General features: G+C 72.7%; 19 protein-coding genes. 4 read left to right on the top strand and 15 right to left on the bottom strand.

From position 1 onward, the window contains the following. Positions 1-148: 148 nt before the first annotated feature. Positions 149-2248, bottom strand: coding sequence for a phosphocholine-specific phospholipase C (locus AOK00_RS14890; RefSeq protein ID WP_055600791.1), 2100 nt, complete (start codon positions 2246-2248; stop codon positions 149-151). A 218-nt stretch (positions 2249-2466) separates the two neighbouring features. Then, positions 2467-2832: a hypothetical protein gene (locus tag AOK00_RS39075; protein ID WP_159041768.1), complete on the bottom strand. Its 366-nt coding sequence runs from the start codon at positions 2830-2832 to the stop codon at positions 2467-2469. Between AOK00_RS39075 and AOK00_RS39070 the strand changes: the two genes are divergently transcribed. Together AOK00_RS39070 and AOK00_RS14880 are read left to right on the top strand one after the other, a co-directional pair. Continuing rightward, positions 2831-3121, top strand: a complete 291-nt coding sequence (locus tag AOK00_RS39070; RefSeq protein ID WP_159041767.1) for a hypothetical protein — start codon at positions 2831-2833, stop codon at positions 3119-3121. The genes AOK00_RS39075 and AOK00_RS39070 overlap by 2 nt on opposite strands. Before the next feature lie 595 nt (positions 3122-3716). After that, positions 3717-4055 carry an NPCBM/NEW2 domain-containing protein gene (locus AOK00_RS14880; RefSeq protein ID WP_055600789.1) on the top strand — a complete coding sequence of 113 codons (339 nt, stop codon included), beginning with the start codon at positions 3717-3719 and terminating at the stop codon, positions 4053-4055. Between the two features lie 69 nt (positions 4056-4124). Here AOK00_RS14880 and gatB read toward each other — a convergent pair whose 3' ends face one another. From gatB to AOK00_RS14835, 9 genes are all read right to left on the bottom strand, one after another. Then, positions 4125-5636, bottom strand: a complete 1512-nt coding sequence (gene gatB, locus AOK00_RS14875; protein ID WP_055600788.1) for an Asp-tRNA(Asn)/Glu-tRNA(Gln) amidotransferase subunit GatB — start codon at positions 5634-5636, stop codon at positions 4125-4127. A gap of 16 nt (positions 5637-5652) precedes the next feature. Further along, a complete protein-coding gene (locus AOK00_RS14870; RefSeq protein WP_055600787.1) occupies positions 5653-5886 on the bottom strand; it encodes a hypothetical protein in 234 nt (77 codons plus the stop codon). Between the two features lie 5 nt (positions 5887-5891). Further along, positions 5892-7388 (bottom strand): Asp-tRNA(Asn)/Glu-tRNA(Gln) amidotransferase subunit GatA, encoded by a 1497-nt coding sequence (gene gatA / locus AOK00_RS14865; protein ID WP_055600786.1) that lies wholly within the window; start codon positions 7386-7388, stop codon positions 5892-5894. A 5-nt stretch (positions 7389-7393) separates the two neighbouring features. Further along, on the bottom strand, positions 7394-7690 hold the full coding sequence (gene gatC, locus AOK00_RS14860) for an Asp-tRNA(Asn)/Glu-tRNA(Gln) amidotransferase subunit GatC (RefSeq protein WP_015036350.1): 297 nt from the start codon (positions 7688-7690) through the stop codon (positions 7394-7396). A gap of 106 nt (positions 7691-7796) precedes the next feature. Next, complete coding sequence (locus AOK00_RS14855) at positions 7797-9911, bottom strand: putative bifunctional diguanylate cyclase/phosphodiesterase (RefSeq protein ID WP_055600785.1); 2115 nt, start codon at positions 9909-9911, stop codon at positions 7797-7799. A 352-nt stretch (positions 9912-10263) separates the two neighbouring features. Beyond that, positions 10264-12444 (bottom strand): NAD-dependent DNA ligase LigA, encoded by a 2181-nt coding sequence (ligA, locus tag AOK00_RS14850; RefSeq protein ID WP_055600784.1) that lies wholly within the window; start codon positions 12442-12444, stop codon positions 10264-10266. A gap of 32 nt (positions 12445-12476) precedes the next feature. Then, positions 12477-13493, bottom strand: coding sequence for a methionine synthase (locus AOK00_RS14845; protein WP_055600783.1), 1017 nt, complete (start codon positions 13491-13493; stop codon positions 12477-12479). Further along, a complete protein-coding gene (locus AOK00_RS14840) occupies positions 13490-14194 on the bottom strand; it encodes an SDR family oxidoreductase (protein WP_055600782.1) in 705 nt (234 codons plus the stop codon). The genes AOK00_RS14845 and AOK00_RS14840 overlap by 4 nt, the downstream gene beginning before the upstream one ends. A 7-nt stretch (positions 14195-14201) precedes the next feature. Next, positions 14202-14741 (bottom strand): TIGR00730 family Rossman fold protein, encoded by a 540-nt coding sequence (locus tag AOK00_RS14835; RefSeq protein ID WP_055600781.1) that lies wholly within the window; start codon positions 14739-14741, stop codon positions 14202-14204. Between the two features lie 98 nt (positions 14742-14839). On the opposite strand from AOK00_RS14835, the gene AOK00_RS14830 reads away from it, so the two are divergent. Then, positions 14840-15634: an alpha/beta fold hydrolase gene (locus AOK00_RS14830; protein ID WP_055600780.1), complete on the top strand. Its 795-nt coding sequence runs from the start codon at positions 14840-14842 to the stop codon at positions 15632-15634. Positions 15635-15715: 81 nt separating this feature from the next. Here the strand turns inward: AOK00_RS14830 and mnmA are convergent, their stop codons facing one another. After that, entirely contained in the window at positions 15716-16861 is a 1146-nt protein-coding gene (gene mnmA / locus AOK00_RS14825; protein WP_055600779.1) for a tRNA 2-thiouridine(34) synthase MnmA, read from the bottom strand. Positions 16862-16922: 61 nt separating this feature from the next. Here mnmA and AOK00_RS14820 point away from each other — a divergent pair, with 61 nt between their 5' ends. After that, on the top strand, positions 16923-17618 hold the full coding sequence (locus AOK00_RS14820) for an N-acetylmuramoyl-L-alanine amidase (protein ID WP_055600778.1): 696 nt from the start codon (positions 16923-16925) through the stop codon (positions 17616-17618). Between the two features lie 201 nt (positions 17619-17819). Here the strand turns inward: AOK00_RS14820 and AOK00_RS14815 are convergent, their stop codons facing one another. The 3 genes from AOK00_RS14815 to AOK00_RS14805 all read right to left on the bottom strand — a co-directional run. Next, complete coding sequence (locus AOK00_RS14815) at positions 17820-18983, bottom strand: cysteine desulfurase family protein (protein WP_055600777.1); 1164 nt, start codon at positions 18981-18983, stop codon at positions 17820-17822. A gap of 431 nt (positions 18984-19414) precedes the next feature. Beyond that, entirely contained in the window at positions 19415-20305 is an 891-nt protein-coding gene (locus tag AOK00_RS14810) for a thioesterase family protein (protein ID WP_055600776.1), read from the bottom strand. A gap of 23 nt (positions 20306-20328) precedes the next feature. After that, positions 20329-20898 (bottom strand): trimeric intracellular cation channel family protein (locus AOK00_RS14805; protein WP_055600775.1); only part of this gene is annotated, 570 nt, incomplete at its 5' end.

Here is a 20898-nt window from a genome sequence, read left to right as displayed (position 1 = left end):
ACGCTTGACCTATGTGGGCCCACTGTGGCAGCCAAACGTGATCGTTTGCCCGTTTCGTGTCGATGCTCACAGGCATGCCCGGAGGGTCGGGACGGAGGTCCTGGACCTCGGTCCCGACCCTCCGGGCACAACGGCTCACCGTGGGTGCTCAGCCGGAGACGCTCGCGCGGCCGTTCTCGATGTGACCCATCAGCCGGCGGCGGAATCCGCCGGGCGCGGTCACCTCGATGTCGTACCAGCCGTGCGCGTCGGCGGCCGAGTGCACGACGGTACGGGTCTTCCCGGGCTTCACGGTGACGGTGCGGGTCCAGTCCTCCAGGTCGTGCTCGTCGACGTACCCGAGCGGCCGCACGGTGAAGGAGACGGGCGCCGAGCCCGTGTTCCGTACGGTGAGATGCAGGTCACGGTCGTGGTGATCGATCCGGGAGGCGAGCGCGGCGCCGCCGGTCGCGGGCCCCTCGAACTCGCGGCGGAAGCCGTTGGGGCCGGTGATCGTGAAGCGGTAATGATCACCCGGAACGGGGACGGTCCACTCCCCCGTCCCCCTGACGTCCTTGTGCTGCGGCACGGCGAACTCACCCGCGTACGGGTAGAGCGCGAAGTGCGCGCTCGCCTTCCCCTTGTTGCTGAGCACCACGCGCACGGAACCGGCCGCGGAGGCCTCCGGGGTCACGGCGGCGTCCGGCTGGTACGGCAGCGGGCGGGCGCGGCGGACGCCGGGCTCCTGGACGGGCATCCGCTGCACGGCCGGGGGCTGCGGCCGCCAGCGGCCGCTGAAGGGCGGAATCGGCCCCGGCTGGTCGACGTCGGGCTGCCGGTGGCCCCGCCGGAAGTCGAAGGCGGAGGTGAGGTCGCCGGTGACGGCCCGGCGCCATGGGGTGATGTTGGGCTCCTGGATGCCCGTGAGTTTCTCCAGGAAACGGATCACCGAGGTGTGGTCGAAGGTCTCGGAGCAGACGTAGCCGCCGACCGACCAGGGGGAGACGACGAGCAGCGGGACGCGGATGCCGAGGCCGGTGGGCAGGCCCTTCCAGCGCTCGTCCGTGTTCCCGGCCGGCGGGACCGGCGGCGGCACATGGTCGAAGAAGCCGTCGTTCTCGTCGTAGTTGATCAGGACGACGGTGTGGCGCCAGACGTCCGGGTGCGCGCCGAGGGCGTCGAGCACCTTGTAGACGAGGGTCGCGGAGGCGATCGGCGAGGAGGAGCCGGGGTGCTCGGAGTCGATCGCGGACGGCACGAGGTAGGAGACCTCGGGGAGGGTGCCGGCGGCGACGTCGGCGCGGAAGGCGTCGGCGAGGGTGCCGCTCTCGACGCGGCGCAGTCCGCGCTCGAAGAGGGAGCGCTCGGCGTCGGTGAGGGTCGCCACGCCCTCCTCCAGGAGACCGAGGAGGCGGGTGCGCTCGGCGGCGTCGCCGGTGTCGCGGACGGCGGCGTAGAAGGACTCCATGAAGGTGTGCCCGCCGGTTGCGGCGAGCGCCTTGCGGGCGATCTTCTTGAAGCTGGTGAAGAACTCGATGTTGTTGTCGGTGAAGTTCTCCCACTCGGTGTACGTCTTCCAGCTGCGCCCGGCAGCTTCGAGCCGCTCGGCGTAGGTGGGCCAGCCGTAGCCGGGGTGGGTGCCCTCGGCGTACGCGGCGTTGGTGACGGCGCGGCTGCCGTCGGCCTCGAAGCCGGTCCAGCCGGACCAGAGGTGGTTGCGGTTGGGGCTCGTCGAGGTGTGGACGGACGAGTGGTAGGCGTCGCAGATGGTGAAGGTGTCGGCGAGCTCGTAGTGCAGGGGGATGTCCTGCCGGTCGTAGTAGGCCATGGTCGCGGCCGTCTTGGCCGATACCCACCCGTCCATCCAGCCGTCGCGCCAGGCCTTGCCGCCGCCGCCCCAGGAGTGGTCGAGGTCCCCGATGTACTGGAGGTCCTTCTGCTGTGTCTCGGCGGCCCCGCGGATCGGGAAGGGCAGCACGGTCCGGCCGAGCGCGGCGGGCTGCTCGAACACGGGCTTGCCGGAGGGCAGCTCGACGGCATTGCGGTCGGAGAAGCCGCGGACGCCGCGGAGGGTGCCGAAGTAGTGATCGAAGGAACGGTTCTCCTGCATCAGGATCACCACGTGCCGAACCGCCGACATCCCGCCGGCCGGCGGCTCCGCGGCCATCGCGGCCTGCAACGACGGCGGCAGCAACGAGCCGGCCGCGGCAACACCGAGGGCGCCTCCGCCCAGTGCGAGGAGCCTTCTGCGGGACATCTCGGATGACAAGACCGACCTCCAGTCGACGACCAATGGTTCGCCATCGAGCCATTGGGGGGTACGCCGGGGACGGTAGTGAGACGGGATGACGGAAAGAAGACCCGACGGGGACGCGGTGGTGAACGTCCAAGAGGACGTGACAGGAGTCCAAGTGACCTCCCCTTCCGCTCCGGCCCTCTCCGCGTCGACCGCGGACCCGTCGGAGCGGCAAGCTGACTCTCTGTCAATCACTGTGCCCTGGGGGAAATTCGAGCAACACGGCACACCACATCGGGCCCGACTCCGCACCTGACCGGTACCGGCTGCTGCGGTCCATCGGGCGGGGCGGCGAGGCCGTGCTCCATCTCGCCGAGATCGAGCTGGCCGGTGGTACCGAGCCCGTCGTCGTGAAGGTCCTCGACGCGAAGACCACCATCACGCCCGAGGTCTTCGAGCGGGTCAGCCAGAAGTGGAACGAGCAGGCGGAGCTGCTGCGCTTCGTCCACCGGCCCGGTGTCGTCGGCGTACGGGAGCACTTCCAGGGGCCGCCGATCCACCGGTCCGGCGAGTCCGGGCCGATCACCGGCCGGGCCCTGGCCCTCGTCATGAACCATGTCGACGGCCTCGACCTGCGCGACTGGCGGGCCCCCGCCGACCGCCCCCGAGCAGCCGGCGGCCGCGCTCGGCCTGCTGCCGCAGGTCGCAGGGCTTCCGGCCGAGCAGCGGGACCGGGTGCTGAGCACCGCCGCGGCCGAACCGGGCCGGCGGCCGCTGTCCCTGTCGGCCTGGGTGAAGGACGTACGGCACGGGGTGGTGTCGACGACGACCTCGCGCCCGGCGACGGTCGCGGACGCGGTCCCGGCCCCGCCGCCCCGGAAGCCGTCGACGCCCCCCTGCCGGTGACACCTCCGCCGCCCGCGGCCGCGCCGGTGGTGGCACCGCAGCCGGTCGCCCCGCAGCCCGTGGCGGCCGCGCAGCCCCCCGTACCGCAGGCCTCGGTACCGCAGCCCCCCGTACCGCAGGCCGCCGCCGAACCGCCCACCGTCGCCCACGCCCGGCTTCGGGCCGCCGACGGCTCCCCCGGCGTCCCCGGCGGCGGAGACGGCCCCTCCCCGGGCACCCGAACCGCGCCGCCGCCGCAAGGCCCCGCTCATCGGGGCCGTGGCCGGGGTCCTGGTGGTCGCCGTCCTCGCGGCGATCGGCGTCCAACTGCGCGGCGACAAGGAGGACAAGGGCACCGAGGGCAAGGGCGGCAACCCCGTCACGACGAGCGCCTCCCCTACGTCCGATCCCACGACCGCGACCCCGACGGACGGCCGCCCGAGGAACCGACCGCGGAAGCGACGCCCTCCGAGGAGCCCACGACCGGGACCCCCGGCGAGGAGACCACCGACCCCGCGGAGTCGGAGAGCCCGACGGCGACCCCGGCTCCGTACCGGACAGCAAGGAGGCGGACCTGACCGGGCTCGCACCGATCGACGGACTCGGCGGCTTCTCGGTGACCTCCGCCGCGACGCTCAACGCCCGGGACCACGGCTCGGCCTTCACGGCCGGTTGCTCCAACGAGTCGTACATGGAGTTCGACCTCGGACGGAAGTGGAAGACCCTGGAGTTCACCGCGGGCATCGACGACGACTCACCGACCGAAGAGGCACGGATCACCATCTCCGTGGACGACCGGACCGCATCCTTCTCCCATACGGTCCAGCTCGGGAAGCCGGTCGTCAAGAGCATCCCGGTCGCCGGGGCCCTCCGGCTGCGCATCCGCGCCGAGGACACCCTCAGCTACGACCAGGACGCGTACGTGATCATCGCCGCCCCGCTCCTCAAGCGGTAACCGCACGCGAGACGGCCCCGCACCGGAACTCCGGTGCGGGGCCGTTCACATGCCCGTACGAGAAGGGGATCAGCCCTCGCTGACGCCCAGCTTCTCCAGGATCAGGTCCTTCACGCGCGCCGCGTCCGCCTGGCCGCGGGTGGCCTTCATGACCGCGCCCACCAGGGCGCCGACCGCCGCGACCTTGCCGCCGCGGATCTTGTCGGCGATGGCCGCGTTGGCCGCGATGGCCTCCTCGACCGCCGTGCCGAGCGCGCCCTCGTCGGAGACGACCTTCAGACCGCGCTTCTCGACGACCTCGTCCGGGGTGCCCTCGCCGGCGAGGACGCCCTCGATGACCTGACGGGCCAGCTTGTCGTTCAGATCGCCGGCGGCGACCAGGGCCGAGACCCGGGCCACGTCCGCCGGAGTGATCGCCAGCTCCTCGAGCGACACGCCCTGCTCGTTGGCGCTGCGGGCGAGCTCGCCCATCCACCACTTGCGGGCCGAGGCCGCGTCCGCGCCCGCCTCGATCGTCGCCACGATCGGGTCGACCGCGCCGGCGTTGAGGATGGACTGCATGTCGTGCTCCGACACGCCCCACTCCTCGCGCAGCCGGTTGCGGCGCACCCGGGGCAGCTCGGGCAGCGTGCCCCGCAGCTCCTCCACCCAGGCACGGGCCGGGGCGACGGGGACGAGGTCGGGCTCCGGGAAGTACCGGTAGTCCTCGGCGTTGTCCTTGATGCGGCCGGAGGTGGTGGAGCCGTCGTCCTCGTGGAAGTGACGGGTCTCCTGCACGATCGTGCCGCCGGAGGACAGCACCGCGGCGTGGCGCTGGATCTCGAAGCGGGCAGCGCGCTCCACCGAACGGAGCGAGTTGACGTTCTTCGTCTCCGAGCGGGTGCCGAAGGTCTTGGTGCCGTGGGGGCGCAGCGACAGGTTGACGTCGCAGCGCATCTGGCCCTTGTCCATGCGCGCCTCGGACACGTCGAGCGCGCGGATCAGCTCGCGCAGCTCGGCGACGTACGCCTTGGCGACCTCGGGGGCCCGCTCGCCCGCGCCCTCGATCGGCTTGGTGACGATCTCGATGAGCGGGATGCCGGCCCGGTTGTAGTCGAGCAGCGAGTGGGACGCGCCGTGGATACGGCCGGTGGCGCCGCCGACGTGCAGCGACTTGCCGGTGTCCTCCTCCATGTGGGCGCGCTCGATCTCCACGCGGAAGACCTCGCCGTCCTCCAGCTGGACGTCCAGGTAGCCGTTGAAGGCGATCGGCTCGTCGTACTGGGAGGTCTGGAAGTTCTTCGGCATGTCCGGATAGAAGTAGTTCTTCCGGGCGAAGCGGCACCACTCGGCGATCTCGCAGTGCAGCGCGAGGCCGATCTTGATGGCGGACTCGACGCCGATCGCGTTGACGACGGGCAGCGAGCCCGGCAGACCGAGGCAGGTCGGGCAGGTCTGCGAGTTCGGCTCGGCGCCCAGCTCGGTCGAGCAGCCGCAGAACATCTTCGTCTTGGTGCCGAGCTCGACATGGACCTCCAGGCCCATGACGGGGTCGTACTCGGCGAGCGCCGCTTCGTACGACAGCAGTTCAGTGACAGTCACGGTGAGACTTTCCCTCTCAGCCCAGCAGGACGTCGTCGTCGCCCAGGCGCTTGAGCTCCCGGTAGAGGATCGCCAGGCCGGTAACGATGGCGGCGGCGGACACGGCGGAGTCGATCAGCCGCAGCATGTCGTTGTCGGTGCGGGCCAGCTTGGCCTGCTTCGCGACGCTGATCGCACCGAACGCGGTGGTCGCGAGCGAGACGTAGACGCCGGTCTTGGACTTCTTGAAGTTCTTGGCCTTCTTTGCCATGGCACTCACAGCGACGGAGCCTCCTCAAGCAGCGGGTGCCCCCACTTTTCCACGAAGGCGGCCTCGACGGCGGCGCCGACCTTGTACAGCCGGTCGTCCTTCATGGCGGGAGCGATGATCTGCAGGCCGACCGGCAGACCGTCCTCGGGCGCCAGGCCGCAGGGCAGCGACATGGCGGCGTTGCCGGCCAGGTTGGTCGGAATGGTGCACAGGTCCGCGAGGTACATCGCCATCGGGTCGTCGGCGCGCTCGCCGATCGGGAAGGCGGTGGTGGGGGTCGTCGGGGAGACGATCACGTCCACCTCCTCGAAGGCCTTCTCGAACTCCCGGGTGATCAGGGTCCGGACCTTCTGGGCCGAGCCGTAGTACGCGTCGTAGTAGCCGGAGCTCAGCGCGTACGTACCCAGGATGATGCGGCGCTTGACCTCGTCGCCGAAGCCGGCCTCACGGGTGAGGGCGGTGACGTCCTCGGCGGACCGCGTGCCGTCGTCGCCGACCCGGAGGCCGTAGCGCATGGCGTCGAAGCGGGCCAGGTTGGAGGAGCACTCCGAGGGCGCGATCAGGTAGTACGCCGAAAGGGCGAGGTCGAAGGTCGGGCAGTCCAGCTCGACGATCTCGGCGCCCAGCGACTTGAGCAGCTCGACGGACTCGTCGAAGCGCTGCACGACACCGGCCTGGTAGCCCTCGCCGCGGAACTGCTTGACGACACCGACGCGCATGCCGGCGACCGAGCCGTTGCGCGCGGCCTCGACGACCGGCGGGACCGGGGCGTCGATGGAGGTCGAGTCGAGCGGGTCGTGCCCGGCGATCGCCTCGTGCAGGAGGGCCGCGTCCAGGACCGTACGGGCGCAGGGGCCGCCCTGGTCCAGGGAGGACGAGAACGCCACCATGCCGTAGCGGGAGACGCCGCCGTAGGTCGGCTTGACGCCGACGGTGCCGGTGACGGCGGCGGGCTGGCGGATCGAACCGCCGGTGTCCGTGCCGATGGCGAGGGGCGCCTCGTACGCGGCGAGGGCGGCGGACGAGCCACCGCCGGAGCCGCCGGGGATCCGGGTCAGGTCCCAGGGGTTGCCGGTCGGACCGTACGCGCTGTTCTCGGTGGAGGACCCCATGGCGAACTCGTCCATGTTGGTCTTGCCGAGGATGACGACGTCGGCCGCCTTAAGGTTCTTGACCAGGGTCGCGTCGTACGGCGGGATCCAGCCCTCGAGCATCTTCGAGCCCACGGTCGTCGGCATGCCGGCGGTGGTGAAGATGTCCTTGAGGGCGAGCGGCACACCGGCGAGCGGGCCGAGCTTCTCGCCGCGGGCGCGCTTCTCGTCGACGGCACGGGCCTGGGCGAGCGCGCCCTCACGGTCGACGTGCAGGAAGGCGTGGACCTTCTCGTCGACGGCCTCGATGCGGGCGAGGTGCGCCTCGGTGACCTCGACGGCGGTCAGCTCGCCGGCGGCGATCCTCCCGGCGATCTCGGCCGCGGTGAGCTTGATGATGTTGTCCGTCATGACTGTTAGTCCTCCCCCAGGATCTGCGGCACCTTGAAACGCTGCTGCTCCTGGGCCGGGGCGCCGGAGAGCGCCTGCTCGGGGGTGAGCGACGGACGGACCTCGTCCGCGCGCATGACATTGGTCAGCGGCAGCGGGTGGGAGGTCGGCGGTACGTCTTGGTCGGCGACCTCGGAGACGCGGGCGACCGCGCCGATGATGTCGTCGAGCTGGCCGGCGAAGTGATCGAGTTCTTCGCCCTTCAGCTCCAGACGCGCCAGCCGTGCGAGGTGGGCGACCTCCTCGCGCGTGATGCCAGGCATGCGGATCCTCACGGGGTGAGCTTGATGGTGTGGGCCCATCCTATGGGGCCGGTGCCGCTGCCCGTGAAACGGTTTGCCCGGGGTCGTCTCCCCGGGTGGACACGGCCTACTGAACGACCTGGCCGGAGGGGTGGTCCACGTCGAGTCCGGCGGCGATGTCGGCGGGTCGGCGCCAGCCGTGCTCGCCGCGGGCGAGCAGCCAGGCGGTGGCCTCGCCGGGCGGCATCGCGGCGGCCACGAGCCAGCCCTGGACGGCGTCGCAGCCCAGGTCGCGCAGGCGCTCCCAGGTCTCGTCGTCCTCGACGCCCTCGGCGACGACGAGGAGGCCGAGGGAGTGGGCGAGGTCGACGGTGCAGCGGACGATCTCGGCGTCCTCGGTGTCGACGGCGAGCCGGGCCACGAACGAGCGGTCGATCTTCAGTTCGCTGACGGGGAGCCGGCGCAGATGGACGAGGGAGGAGTAGCCGGTGCCGAAGTCGTCGAGGGACATCTTGACGCCGTGGCCGGTGAGGCCGTTGAGGGTGTCGGCGGCACGCTGGGGGTCCTCCAGGAGGACGTGCTCGGTTATCTCCAGCTGGAGTGCGCCGGCCGGGACGCCGTGGCGGGCGAGCCGGGCGGCGACGGCGCCGGCGAAGCCGGGGGTGTGGACGTCGCGGGGCGAGACGTTGACGGCGACCGGGACGTCGAGTCCCTGGGCGCGCCAGCGGGCGACCTGGGCGAGGGCGGTCTCCAGGACGTACTCGGTGAGGTGCGGCATCAGGCCGGAGGACTCGGCGATGGCGATGAACTCGTCCGGCGGGACCTTGCCGCGCTCGGGGTGGACCCAGCGGACGAGGGCTTCGAGTCCGGCGACCTGGCCGTCGAAGCGGACCTTGGGCTGGTAGTGGAGTTCCACCTCGCCGGCGTCGAGGGCGCGGCGCAGGTCGCCGAGGAGGCCGAGCCGGTCGGGGGTGTTGGAGTCGCGCTTGGACTCGTAGACCTCGACGCCGGTGCGGTCGCGCTTGGCCTGGTACATGGCGACGTCGGCACGGCGCAGCAGGCCCTCGGCGTCGAGGGCGTGGTCGGGGAAGACGGCGACGCCCGCGCTGGCCTCCAGGACGAGGGTGAGCCCGTCGAGGTCGAGCGGGGAGGAGAGTTCGGCGACGAGGTGGCGGGCGACCCGCTGGGCGCTGGTGGTGGAGTCGGCGGTGGGCAGCAGGACGGCGAACTCGTCGCCGCCGAGCCGGGCGGCCTCGGCGCCGCGGGGCAGGGCGAGGCGGAGCCGGTCGGCGATCTGGAGGAGCAGCCGGTCGCCCGCGAGGTGTCCGAGGGTGTCGTTGACCGATCGGAAGCGGTCGAGGTCGATCAGGACGAGGGCGGCGCGGGCCCCTTCGCCCTCGGCCTCCTCCAGGGCGGTCCACGCACGTTCGAGGAGCCACTGGCGGTTGGGGAGCCCGGTCAGCGGGTCCCGCAGCTGCTCCTCGGCGCGGGCGCGGGCGATCCACAGGGTGGAGTCGAGGGCGATGAGGGGGACGGCGAAGAGCGGCAGCAGGACGGGCCGGGTGGCGGCGACGACGCAGATCAGCGGGGCGATGCCGAGCAGGGCGACGGCGACGAGTCCCTGTCTCAGGAGCGCGGTGCGGGCGACGGTGGGCAGTCCGCGGTTCTGCGGGGCGAGCGTGTACCACAGGAGGAGCCGGGTCACCACGAGGTAGGTGGCGGCGGCGAGGACGACTTCCGGGAGGTCCCCGATCGTCCAGTCGAGGGGCTGCCAGGGCTGTTCGACGGTGGGGACGTCGCCGAAGAGGGCGAGGAGGAGGGCGGCTGCGCCGACCCCGAGGACATCGGCGGCACCGTGCAGCAGGCCCTGTCGCCAGCGGTGCCGGCGGGCGGCGCCGACCAGGGTGACGACGGTCATCGAGACGAGTCCGGCCGGCACCCAGCCGTAGAGCAGGAGGACGGCGAGGGTGAGGGCGGCGCCCGAACCGGTGCCGCCCCACCAGCGGTCGCGGCCGAGCGCGACCAGATGGCCGACGATGAGGCCGGTGAGGACCGCGAGGGACCAGCCGGTGACCCCGCCGGGGAAGAGGCCGCTGCCGGCGCTCAGGCCCTGCTGGAGGCCGACGACGAGTACGACGGCGGCGATGCCCAGCACGGCTGCGGGCAGCCGGGAGGTGAAACCCAGGGACACCACACGGCCGTGCGGCCGTGGGACCGGGGCGGCGCTCTCGGTCGGTTCCATTCCCGTCCCTCTCACAGGCGGCGGTGCCGTCGGTGTGCGATGGGCCGCGGTCAGGCGGCCGTCCGTCGTCCGGCCGTCCGTCGTCCGTCGGACGACCGAGGGCACTGCCGGTCGCACGTCGTGCCACGGGGCCGTTGTCCTGACGCCACGACCGGCAGAGCCCTCGCGCGATCGTGCAGGACTGGGCGCACGGTCACCAGACTAGGCCGCCGAGGGCGTCGACGGGCAGCGCTCTCCCTCTCTTGCCCGAATGCGACCAGGCCACCCGTAACGATCTGGTATGCGCCGAACGGGTGACCGTCGCACGGTCGTCGGGCGGTCGTCGGCCGGGGTGCGGGCGGGCCGCCGGCGACTACCCCGCGACGGGCACCGCGGCCTCCCGAGCGGCGTCGGGCCCTTGTTCGAGCAGGATCTGGAAGCCGTCCTCGTCCAGAACCGGAACCTTCAGCTGCATCGCCTTGTCGTACTTCGAACCAGGGTTTTCACCGACGACGACGAAGGCGGTCTTCTTCGAAACGGAACCGGTCACCTTCGCACCGAGGCTCTGGAGGGACTCTTTTGCGCCATCCCTGGTGAACTTCTCCAGGGTGCCGGTCACAACGACCGTGAGGCCCTCCAGCGGACGCGGGCCGACATCCTCCCCGGCGCCCTCGTCCTCCAGAGTGACCCCGGCCGCGCGCCACTTGCGCACGATCTCGCGGTGCCACTCCTCGGAGAACCACTGCTTCACCGCGGTCGCGATGATCCCGCCGACCCCGTCGACGGCTGCCAGCTCCTCCTCGCTCGCCTGCTCGATCCGCTCCAGCGAGCGGAACTCACGGGCCAGCGCCTCGGCCGCCACCGGCCCCACGTGCCGGATGGAGAGCCCGTTGATGAAGCGGGCCAGGGGGCGCGTCTTCGCGGCCGCGATGTTCTCCAGCATCGCCAGGGCGTTCTTCTTCGGCTCGCCCTTCTGGTTGGCGAAGACCGTGACGATCTTCTCCTCGCCGGTCTTCGGGTCCCGCCGGGGCAGTCCGCTGTCCGGGTCGAGGACGTACGCCTTGATCGGCAGCAGCTGCTCGATGGTGAGGTCGAAGAGGTCGCCCTCGTCCACCAGCGGGGGCTCGGCGGGCTCCAGCGGGCGGGTGAGCGCCGCCGCGGCCACCGCGCCGAAGTTCTCGATGTCCAGGCACTGGCGCCCGGCGAGGAAGAAGAGGCGCTCGCGCAGCTGCGCCGGGCAGGTCCGGCCGTTCGGGCAACGGAGGTCGATGTCGCCCTCCTTCATCGCCTTCAGCGGCGTCCCGCACTCGGGGCACTCGGCGGGCATCACGAACTCCCGCTCGCTGCCGTCCCGCAGGTCGGCGACCGGACCGAGGATCTCCGGGATGACGTCGCCCGCCTTGCGCAGCACGACGGTGTCGCCGATCAGCACGCCCTTGGCCTTGACCACCTCCTGGTTGTGGAGGGTGGCGAACTCGACCTCGGAGCCGGCCACGGTCACCGGCTCCACCTGCGCGTACGGGGTCACGCGGCCGGTCCTGCCGACGCCGACCTTGATGTCGAGCAGCTTGGTGTTGACCTCCTCCGGCGCGTACTTCCAGGCGATGGCCCAGCGCGGGGCGCGCGCGGTGGAGCCGAGCCGGCCCTGGAGCGGGATCTCGTCGAGCTTGACGACGACTCCGTCGATCTCGTGCTCCACGGAGTGACGGTTCTCCCCGAAGTACGCGATGAACTCCCGCACCTCGTCGAGCGAGCCGACCACCTTGTTGTGCCGGGCGGTGGGCAGGCCCCACTCGCGCAGCAGCTCGTACGCGTGGGAGAGGCAGTCGATGTCGAAGCCCTCGCGGGCGCCGATGCCGTGGACGACCATGTGGAGCGGTCGGGAGGCGGTGACCTTGGGGTCCTTCTGGCGGAGCGAACCCGCCGCCGCGTTCCTCGGGTTGGCGAAGGGCTTGTCGCCGGCCTCCACCAGGCGGGCGTTGAGCCCCTCGAAGGCCTCCATCGGGAAGTAGACCTCGCCGCGGATCTCCACGAGGTCCGGGATCCGGTCCCCGCGCAGCCGCTCCGGGATGTCGGCGATCGTCCGGACGTTGGGCGTGATGTCCTCGCCGTTGCGGCCGTCGCCGCGGGTGGCGGCCCGGGTCAGCCGCCCGTGCTCGTACGTCAGGTTGACCGCGAGGCCATCGACCTTGAGCTCGCACAGGTAGTGGAAGTCGGGGGTGCCGACGTCCCTCGCGACCCGCTCGGCCCAGGTCGCCAGCTCCTCGTCGTCGAAGGCGTTGTCGAGGGAGAGCATCCGCTCGCGGTGCTCGACGGAGGTGAACTCGGTCTCGTACTGCCCCGCGACCTTCTGCGTCGGCGAGTCCGGCGTCCGCAGCTCCGGGTACTCCTCCTCCAGCGCCTCCAGGGCGCGCAGGAGTTTGTCGAAGTCGCCGTCGCTGATGACCGGCTGGTCCTTCACGTAGTACCGGAAGCGGTGCTCCTCGACCTGCTCGGCCAGGTCGGCGTGCTTCTCCCGTGCCTCGGCGGGCAGGGCCCCCTGTTCGACTGCCACCTTCGTCCGTCCTCCCGTGCCTCGAAACCCGGTCACTCTGGGTTGTCCGCGAGCGATCTCGCCGCCCGGGCGCAGTGGGCGAGCGCCGCGCGGGCGTAGGCGGGCGAAGCGCCCGCGAGCCCGCACGTGGGAGTGACGACCACGGACTCCGCGAGAGTCCCCGGATTCAGCCCCAGCCTGCGCCACAGCGTCCTGACACCCATGACGCTACCGCCCGGGTCGGACAATGGGCCGTCGGTGGACGCCACCACACCGGCGAAGAGCTTGGTGCCGGCCTCCACCGCCTCGCCGATCGTGTCCTCGTCACGCTCGGTGAGCAGGGAGAAGTCGAACGAGACGCCCGAGGCGCCGGCCCGCCGGAGGAGCGCGAACGGGACGTCGGGGGCGCAGGAGTGGACGACCACGGGCCCGTCGTGGACGGCGACCACCTCCCGCAGCGCGCTCTCCACGACCTGCCGGTCGACGGCCCGGTAGGTGCGGTAGCCGCTGGCGGTGCGGACGTGACCGCGCAGGACGGCGGTGAGGGAGGGCTCGTCGAGCTGGAGGACGACCTGGGCGCCCGGGATCCGCTTGCGCAGGTCCGCGAGGTGCCCGTGGAGGCCCTCGGCGAGCGATCCGACGAGGTCGCGGCAGGCGCCGGCGTCGCCGAGGGCGGCCTCGCCGCCGCGCAGCTCCAGGGCCGCGGCGAGCGTCCAGGGACCCACGGCCTGCACCTTGAGCGGCCCCTCGTATCCCTGGGTGAACTCCTCAAGGGCGTCCAGGTCCTCGCCCAGCCAGGACCGGGCGCGCTTGGTGTCGCGGCCGGGCCGGTCGCTGATCCGCCAGCCGCTCGGCTCCACGTGCGCGTAGAGGTCCACGAGCATCCCGATGGTCCGGCCGATCATGTCGGCGCCGGGACCGCGGGCGGGCAGCTCCGCGAGGAACGGGAAGTCCTCGAAGGACCCGGTGACGGTCTTCGCGGTCTCCCGGGCGTCGCCGCCCGGCATGGAGCCGACGCCGGTGGCGGGGCCCCAGAGAACGGGGTCGTCCTCAGCCTGCGTCTCGCTCATGTCTGGCGTCCCGGACGAACGGTGAGGTCGTTGATCTCGGCGTCGCGCGGCAGGTCGATGGCCGTGAGGATCGCCGTCGCGACCGACTCGGGGTCGATCCACCTCGACGGGTCGTACTCCTTGCCCTCCTGGGAGTGGACCTTGGCCTGCATGGGGCTCGCGGTACGGCCCGGGTAGACCGAGGTCACCCGCACGCCGTTGCCGTGCTCCTCGTGGCGCAGGGAGTCGGCGAGGGCCTTGAGGCCGTGCTTGGAGGCGGCGTACGCGCCCCACTCGGCGTGCGCGGCGAGCCCGGCGCCCGAGTTCACGAAGACGACGTGGCCCTGGGAGACCCGCAGCTGCGGCAGGAGGTGCCGGGTCAGCTCGGCCGGGGCGACGAGGTTGACGTTGAGCTGGTGGTGCCAGGTCTTGGGGGTGAGGTCCCCGATCGGCCCGAGGTCGACGACGCCCGCGATGTGCAGCAGGCTGTCCACCCGCTCCGGCATGGTCTGGTGCGAGAACGCCCAGGAGAGCCGGTCCGGGTCGGCGAGGTCCCCGACGAGCGTCCGGGCTCCGGGGAACTGCGCGGCGAGCTCCTTGGCCCGCCCGGCGTCGCGCGCGTGGAGCACGAGGTCGTCCCCGCGCGCGTGGAGGCGGCGCGCGACGGCCGCGCCGATGCCGGAACCGGCTCCGGTGATCACATGTGTAGCCATGGGCACCATGCTCGCATCAGCGGGCGGCGATGTTCTCCTCCAGGTGGGTGAGGGCCGTCGGGGCGTCGTCGGCGAAGAGGACGAGGCCGGTGAGGGGGACCGGCAGGAAGCCCTCCTCCTCCATCCGGCGGAACTGGGCCTTCAGTCCGTCGTAGAAGCCCGCCGTGTTGAGCAGGACGACCGGCTTGGTGTGCTTGCCGTGCTTCTTCAGCTCCAGGATCTCGGTGGCCTCGTCGAGGGTGCCGGTGCCGCCGACCATGACCACGACGGCGTCGGACTTGGCGAGGAGGAGCGCCTTGCGCTCGGCCAGGTCCTTGGCGACGACCATCTCGTCGGCGTTCGGGCGGGCCTTGTGGGCGAGGAAGTCGACGGAGACGCCCACGAGTCGGCCGCCGGCCTCCTGGACGCCGTCGGCGACGACCTTCATCAGACCGGTGTCGGAGCCGCCCCAGACCAGGGTGTGGCCGGCCTTGCCGAGGAGCCGCGCGAAGTCGCGGGCGGGGGCCGTGTAGCGCTCGTCGAGGTCGGCCGCGGAGAGGAAGACACAGATGTTCATGGCCCCCACCGTAGGCCCTGACCAGCGGCTTCAATCTTTCTCCGAGAAATCCCGCCGCCGGGCGATGAGTTCCGGTGACGGCTCGGGTCTCACCTGCCATGGACGAGGTGAGCACCACGCTGAGCAGGGTTCGGGGACGGGTCACGTCGCGGGACGGGACGCCGATCGCGTACGAGCGGTACGGGGAGGGGCCGCCGCTCGTCCTGGTGAGCGGCGCGCTGGGGACGGCCGCGGGCGAGGGTTCGCTGGGCGGGTTCCTGGCCCGGAGCTTCTCGGTCGTGGCGTACGACCGGAGGGGCCGCGGCGGGAGCGGCGACACCGGGCCCTACGCGGTGGAGCGGGAGATCGAGGACCTGGCCGCGGTGGTCGGGGAGGCGGGGCCGGGTGCGGCCCTGCACGGGATGGGCACGGGGGGCGCGCTGGTCCTCGCCGCGGTGGCCGCCGGGCTGCCGGCCGGCGCGGTGTCGGTGTTCGAGCCGCCGTACTCGGCGGCGGCCGCCGAGCGACGGCGGCAGGTGGCCGTGCTGCTCGACGGGGGGCGGCGGGCCGAGGCGCTCGACCTGTTCCTGGCGGAGTCGACGGTGCCCGCGGAGCTGCGGCCCGGGGTCGCGGAGCTGGCGCACACCCTCGCGTACGACTTCGCCGTCCTCGGTGACGGGGCGGTGCCGGAGCGGCTCCTGGCCCGGGTCCACGCGCGCGTGCTGGTGGTCGACGGGGGCGCGAGCCCGGTGAGCATCCGGCAGGCGGCCCGCGCCCTGACGGAGGCTCTCCCCCGGGGCCGGCACCGCACGTTGACGGGCCAGACGTACGACGTGGCCCCGCACGTCCTCGCCCCGGTCCTGGAGGAGTTCCTCACCGACGAGCGGGAGCCCGCGGAGGCGGCCCGGGGCTGACCGACCGCCGGCCCTCACCGGGCCGTCGCCGCCGCCGGGGCCTGCGCCGCCGCCGCTCGCCGGTGATCATGTCGTCGGTGCCTACGCCGTCGCCGCCGCCGTCGTGCGGCGGGTCGTCGTCGCGATCGTGGCCGAGCCGACCACGCGCGTGCCGTCGTAGAGCACGATCGCCTGGCCGGGTGCCACGCCGCGGACCGGCTCGTCGAAGGCGACCGCGAGCTCGCCGTCCGTCAGTGACGCCGTCACCTCGGTCTCGCCGCCGTGGGCGCGGAGCTGGGCCGTGTAGCGGCCCTCGCCCTCCGGCGCCGTGCCGCACCAGCGGGGCTTGATCGCGGTCAGCGCCGTGACGTCCAGGGCCTCTACGGGGCCCACCGTGACCCGGTTGTCGACCGGCGAGATGTCCAGGACGTAGCGCGGCTTGCCGTCGGCTGCCGGGTGACCGATCCGCAGGCCCTTGCGCTGGCCGATGGTGAAGCCGTACGCGCCCTCGTGGCTGCCGACCTTCGTACCGGCCTCGTCGACGATGTCACCCTCCGCCTTGCCCAGGCGGGAGGCGAGGAAGCCCTGGGTGTCGCCGTCCGCGATGAAGCAGATGTCGTGGCTGTCGGGCTTCTTCGCGACCGCGAGCCCGCGCCGCTCGGCCTCCGCCCGGATCTCGTCCTTGGTGGTGAGCGTGTCGCCCAGCGGGAACATCGCGTGCGCGAGCTGCTTCTCGTCGAGCACCCCGAGCACGTACGACTGGTCCTTCGCCATGTCGGAGGCGCGGTGCAGCTCGCGGGTGCCGTCCTCGTTCAGGACGACCGTGGCGTAGTGACCGGTGCAGACCGCGTCGAAGCCGAGGGCGAGGGCCTTGTCGAGCAGCGCGGCGAACTTGATCTTCTCGTTGCAGCGCAGGCACGGGTTGGGCGTGCGGCCGGCCTCGTACTCCGCGACGAAGTCGTCGACGACGTCCTCGCGGAAGCGCTCGGCGAGGTCCCACACGTAGAACGGGATGCCGATGACGTCGGCCGCCCGGCGGGCGTCGCGGGAGTCCTCGATCGTGCAGCAGCCGCGCGCTCCCGTACGGAAGGACTGCGGGTTCGCGGAGAGGGCGAGGTGCACACCGGTGACGTCGTGGCCGGCCTCGGCGGCACGGGCGGCGGCGACGGCGGAGTCCACTCCGCCGGACATGGCGGCAAGTACCCGGAGGGGACGGGTCTGGGGGTGCGGGGGCGGAGTCTGAGTCATAGCGCTACCAGGGTACGGGGCGCCGGGAACCAGAGTCGCGGTAGTAAGCGTTCTCGGTGGCATGGGGAGCAAGGCGAGTGGTACGGGCGGGGCCGGCGGTTCGGGAAAGAACGGCGCTTCCGGCAGACGGGTGGGGCGGCGCGCGGTGCTGCTCGGCGGCGGGGTCGCCGTCCTGGGGACGGCGGCGCTGGCCAGGGACGAGCTGGCGCGTGCCTGGTGGCGGCTGCCGGGGATGGAGAAGAAGCGGGTCGAGGGTGAGCTCGACCACCGGGCCGCCGAGTGGACCTCGGCGTCGCGGGCCAACTGGCGGCGGGCCGACCGGCCGGACGACTACCGGATCGACCGGATCGTGATCCATGTCGTCCAGGGCAGCTACGCGACCGCCCTGAAGGTCTTCAAGGACCCCGGGCACGGGGCCGCCGCGCACTACGTGGTCCGCAAGGACGGGCATGTGGCGCAGATGATCCGGGAGCTCGACGTCGCGTTCCACGCCGGGAGCCGCGACATGAACGAGCGGAGCATCGGGATCGAGCACGAGGGCTTCGTCGACCGGCCGCAGGACTTCACGGCGGCGATGTACGCGGGGTCGGCGCGGCTGACGGCCGACATATGCGCCCGGTACGGGATACCCGTGGACCGGGAGCACATCATCGGGCATGTCGAGGTCGAGGGCACCGACCACACCGACCCCGGGCCGCACTGGGACTGGGACCGCTATCTGAAGCTGGTGCGGGAGGCGTCGAAGGCACGCGTCTGAGCGCCTTCGCCGCGGGGCGCGCGGCGCCTTCGACGCGGGTCGCTTGCGGGGCCTCGGGCCCGGGCACGCGTGGGGGCCGGGCACGGGTGAGGGCCTGGCACGCGTGCCGGTCCGGGCGCGGGTAGCCGGTCCGGGCGCGAGTGCGGCCCGGGCTCGGGTGCCGGCTCGGGCGTGATCGCGGACCCGGGCGCTCGGGCGGGGTCAGCTGAGGCCTGCGGTCCGGGCCCGTTCCACGGCGGGGCCGATCGCGTCCGCGACCGCCGCGACGTCCTCCTTGGTGGAGGTGTGGCCGAGCGAGAAGCGCAGGGTGCCCCGCGCCAGGTCCGGATCGGTGCCGGTGGCGAGGAGGACGTGGCTCGGCTGGGCGATGCCCGCGGTGCACGCGGAGCCGGTGGAGCAGGCGATCCCGGCCGCGTCCAGCAGCAGGAGCAGGGAGTCGCCCTCGCAGCCGGGGAAGGTGAAGTGGGCGTTGGCGGGGAGCCGCTCGACGGGGTCGCCGCCGAGGATCACGTCGGGGACGAGCGCCCGGACCTCGGCCACGAGCTCGTCGCGCAGCGCGCCGATCTGGCGGGCGAACTCCTCGCGCCCCTCGGTGGCGAGCCGGGCGGCCACCGCGAAGGCCGCGACGGCCGGTACGTCGAGGGTGCCGGAGCGGACGTGCCGCTCCTGGCCGCCGCCGTGCAGTACGGGTACGGGGGTGTGCTCGCGGCCCAGGAGCAGGGCCCCGATGCCGTAGGGGCCGCCGATCTTGTGGCCGGAGACGGTCATCGCGGCGAGTCCCGAGGCGGCGAAGTCGACCTCGATCTGACCGACGGCCTGGACGGCGTCGGCGTGCAGCGGCACGCCGAACTCGGCGGCGACGTCGGCCAGTTCGCGGACCGGCATGACGGTGCCGATCTCGTTGTTGGCCCACATGACGGTGGCGAGGGCGACGGAGTCGGGGTCGCGGGCGATCGCCTCGCGCAGCGCCTCGGGGTGCACCCGGCCGTACCGGTCGACCGGCAGGTACTCGACGTCGGCACCCTCGTGGGTGGCGAGCCAGTCGACGGCGTCGAGCACGGCGTGGTGCTCCACCGGGCTGGCGAGGACGCGGGTGCGGCGGGGGTCGGCGTCGCGGCGGGCCCAGTAGAGGCCCTTCACGGCGAGATTGTCGGCCTCGGTGCCGCCGGAGGTGAAGACGACCTCGCTCGGCCGCGCACCGAGCGCGGCGGCGAGCGTCTCGCGCCCTTCCTCGACGGTCCGCCGGGCCCGCCGTCCGGCGGCGTGCAGGGAGGAGGCGTTGCCCGTGACGGCGAGCTGGGCGGTCATCGCCTCGATCGCCTCGGGCAGCATGGGCGTGGTCGCGGCGTGGTCGAGGTAAGCCATGGTGGGTCGATTCTACGAGCCCGCGCCCCCGGCCCTGGCGGGTGGCCGGTTTACGCCGCCGGGCGCGGCGGGTGCCGGGGTCCTGGGCGGTGCCCGCACGGGGCGGGCGGCGGCTCGCGACCGGGGCCCCGCGGCGCACTCCCGGAGCGCTCACCGAGCGCCCTCCGCCCGGCCGGACGCGCGGCGCCCGGGTCGCCTCGGCCCGGTGTCCCGGCACCGGTGGGGTGGGGAGTGTTCTCGGGTCCCGGACGCGGCCCATGGGTCACGTCCGGGACCGTCCCGGCACCGACCGGTCCCCTTCGGGACCGGGATCGGGGCCGGGCCGTACGCGCTCCGGGCCGTACGCGCTCCGGGGTGTGCGGCCCCGGGGCGTACGGACCCTGTCGTCGCCTGTCGTCGCGCTCCGGCCCGGGGTCGGAGCCGGAACGGCGTCAGGCGCGCGGCGCGCGGGCCAGCTGGCGGGACTGCGCCACCAGACGGTCGGCGCTGTCCCAGACCTCCGCGTCCTCCTCCAGGAAGCCGCCGGCCAGGTTGCGGGTGGTGATGGAGACCCGCAGCGGGCCCGGCGCCGGGCGGCAGCGGATGTGGGTGGTGAGCTCGACGGTCGGGGTCCAGCCCTTCAGGCCCAGCTCGAAGGAGGTCGGCGGCAGCGCGTCGACCGTCAGGAGCAGCGACAGCGCGTCCGGCTCGCGGCCGTCCGCGAGACCGAACCAGGCGCGCATCTCGCCCTTGCCGGACGGCGCTCCGATCGCCCAGCCGACGCAGGCCGGGTCGAGGCGCAGGTCGAGCCGGTCGGCGATCGCCGAGGAGCCGGGGATCGCCGGGGTCGGGCCGTCGGAGGCGGCGAAGCAGTTCTCGATGGCGGCCATCTCCGGGGGCGTCGCGGTGGTGCGGACGTCGTCGGGGAGCGTGCCGAGGTCGCCGTACGAGGCGAGGACCCGGATGCGCTCGACCTCGGTGCCGTCCTCCGCGTACTGGAAGAGGGAGGCCTGGCCGGTGGAGAGCGTACGGCCGGTGCGTACGGTCTCCGTCCTGATCACCGCGGGGCCCGGCACGGACGGCGTGAGGTAGTGCGCCGAGATCGTGAACGGGTCGGGGTGCGGGAGGTGGTCGCCGAGGGCGCGGCCGAGCAGAGCGAGGAGGTAGCCGCCGTTGACCGCGTGGATGATCGTCCAGCCCGCGGAGAGGTCGGCGTCGTAGACGCCGGGCTCCCGGAGCGTGACGGCGGTGTCGCGGTCGAACTCGTACGCGCGCTCGTCGTCGCGCTCGCCCTCGCGTCCGCGCTCGCTCGTCGCGACGGGGGTCTCGATGCTCGTGCTCATGTTTCCGACGGTACCCCAGGAAGCTACTGAGCGGTAGCTTTTTCCGGTTCCTCGCGTGCGGAGGACCGCCGGTTCCAGGCGCGGGGCGCGCGCCAGTGGTAGCGCATCGCGAGCAGGCGGAGCAGGAAGGCGGTGAGGACGGCGGCGCCGCTGGTCCAGGCGTTGAGCATGTCGAAACGGATGCAGAGCACGACCATCGCCGCCCCGACGATCGCGGGGACGGCGTACAGGTCCCGGTCCCAGCGCAGCAGCGACGGCACCTCGTTGGCGAGCACGTCACGCAGGACGCCGCCTCCGACGGCCGTCGCGAGACCCAGCGCGGCGGAGGCGGTGAGGCCGAGGCCGTAGTCGTACGCCTTCGTCGTACCGGTCACGCAGAAGAGTCCCAGGCCGGCGGCGTCGAAGACGTTGACGGCGGTCTGGGTGCGCTCGACCTCCGGGTGGAGGAAGAAGACGAGGCCCGCGGCGATCAGCGGCATGAGGAAGTAGCCGAGATCGGTGAAGGCGGCGGGCGGTACGGCGCCGATGATCACGTCGCGGAAGAGACCGCCGCCGAGGGCGGTGACCTCGGCGAGGACGGCGATGCCGAAGAC

Origin of the sequence: Streptomyces aureus, assembly GCF_001418135.1 — a bacterium.
Classification (GTDB): domain Bacteria; phylum Actinomycetota; class Actinomycetes; order Streptomycetales; family Streptomycetaceae; genus Streptomyces; species Streptomyces aureus_A.
The sequence above is the reverse complement of the archived record's forward strand: the minus strand, read 5'-3'. Positions and strand labels throughout refer to the sequence as shown.

Coding starts and splice junctions, on each gene's coding strand:
- gatC (WP_015036350.1), bottom strand. CDS start 7,690: ATGCCTGGCATCACGCGCGAGGAGGTCGCCCACCTCGCACGGCTGGCG.
- AOK00_RS14835 (WP_055600781.1), bottom strand. CDS start 14,741: ATGAACATCTGTGTCTTCCTCTCCGCGGCCGACCTCGACGAGCGCTAC.
- AOK00_RS39075 (WP_159041768.1), bottom strand. CDS start 2,832: ATGGTTCATGACGAGGGCCAGGGCCCGGCCGGTGATCGGCCCGGACTC.
- AOK00_RS14820 (WP_055600778.1), top strand. CDS start 16,923: ATGGGGAGCAAGGCGAGTGGTACGGGCGGGGCCGGCGGTTCGGGAAAG.
- AOK00_RS14855 (WP_055600785.1), bottom strand. CDS start 9,911: ATGGAACCGACCGAGAGCGCCGCCCCGGTCCCACGGCCGCACGGCCGT.
- AOK00_RS14815 (WP_055600777.1), bottom strand. CDS start 18,983: ATGGCTTACCTCGACCACGCCGCGACCACGCCCATGCTGCCCGAGGCG.
- AOK00_RS14845 (WP_055600783.1), bottom strand. CDS start 13,493: ATGAGCGAGACGCAGGCTGAGGACGACCCCGTTCTCTGGGGCCCCGCC.
- mnmA (WP_055600779.1), bottom strand. CDS start 16,861: ATGACTCAGACTCCGCCCCCGCACCCCCAGACCCGTCCCCTCCGGGTA.
- AOK00_RS14840 (WP_055600782.1), bottom strand. CDS start 14,194: ATGGTGCCCATGGCTACACATGTGATCACCGGAGCCGGTTCCGGCATC.
- gatA (WP_055600786.1), bottom strand. CDS start 7,388: ATGACGGACAACATCATCAAGCTCACCGCGGCCGAGATCGCCGGGAGG.
- AOK00_RS14810 (WP_055600776.1), bottom strand. CDS start 20,305: ATGAGCACGAGCATCGAGACCCCCGTCGCGACGAGCGAGCGCGGACGC.
- AOK00_RS14870 (WP_055600787.1), bottom strand. CDS start 5,886: ATGGCAAAGAAGGCCAAGAACTTCAAGAAGTCCAAGACCGGCGTCTAC.
- AOK00_RS39070 (WP_159041767.1), top strand. CDS start 2,831: ATGTCGACGGCCTCGACCTGCGCGACTGGCGGGCCCCCGCCGACCGCC.
- AOK00_RS14830 (WP_055600780.1), top strand. CDS start 14,840: ATGGACGAGGTGAGCACCACGCTGAGCAGGGTTCGGGGACGGGTCACG.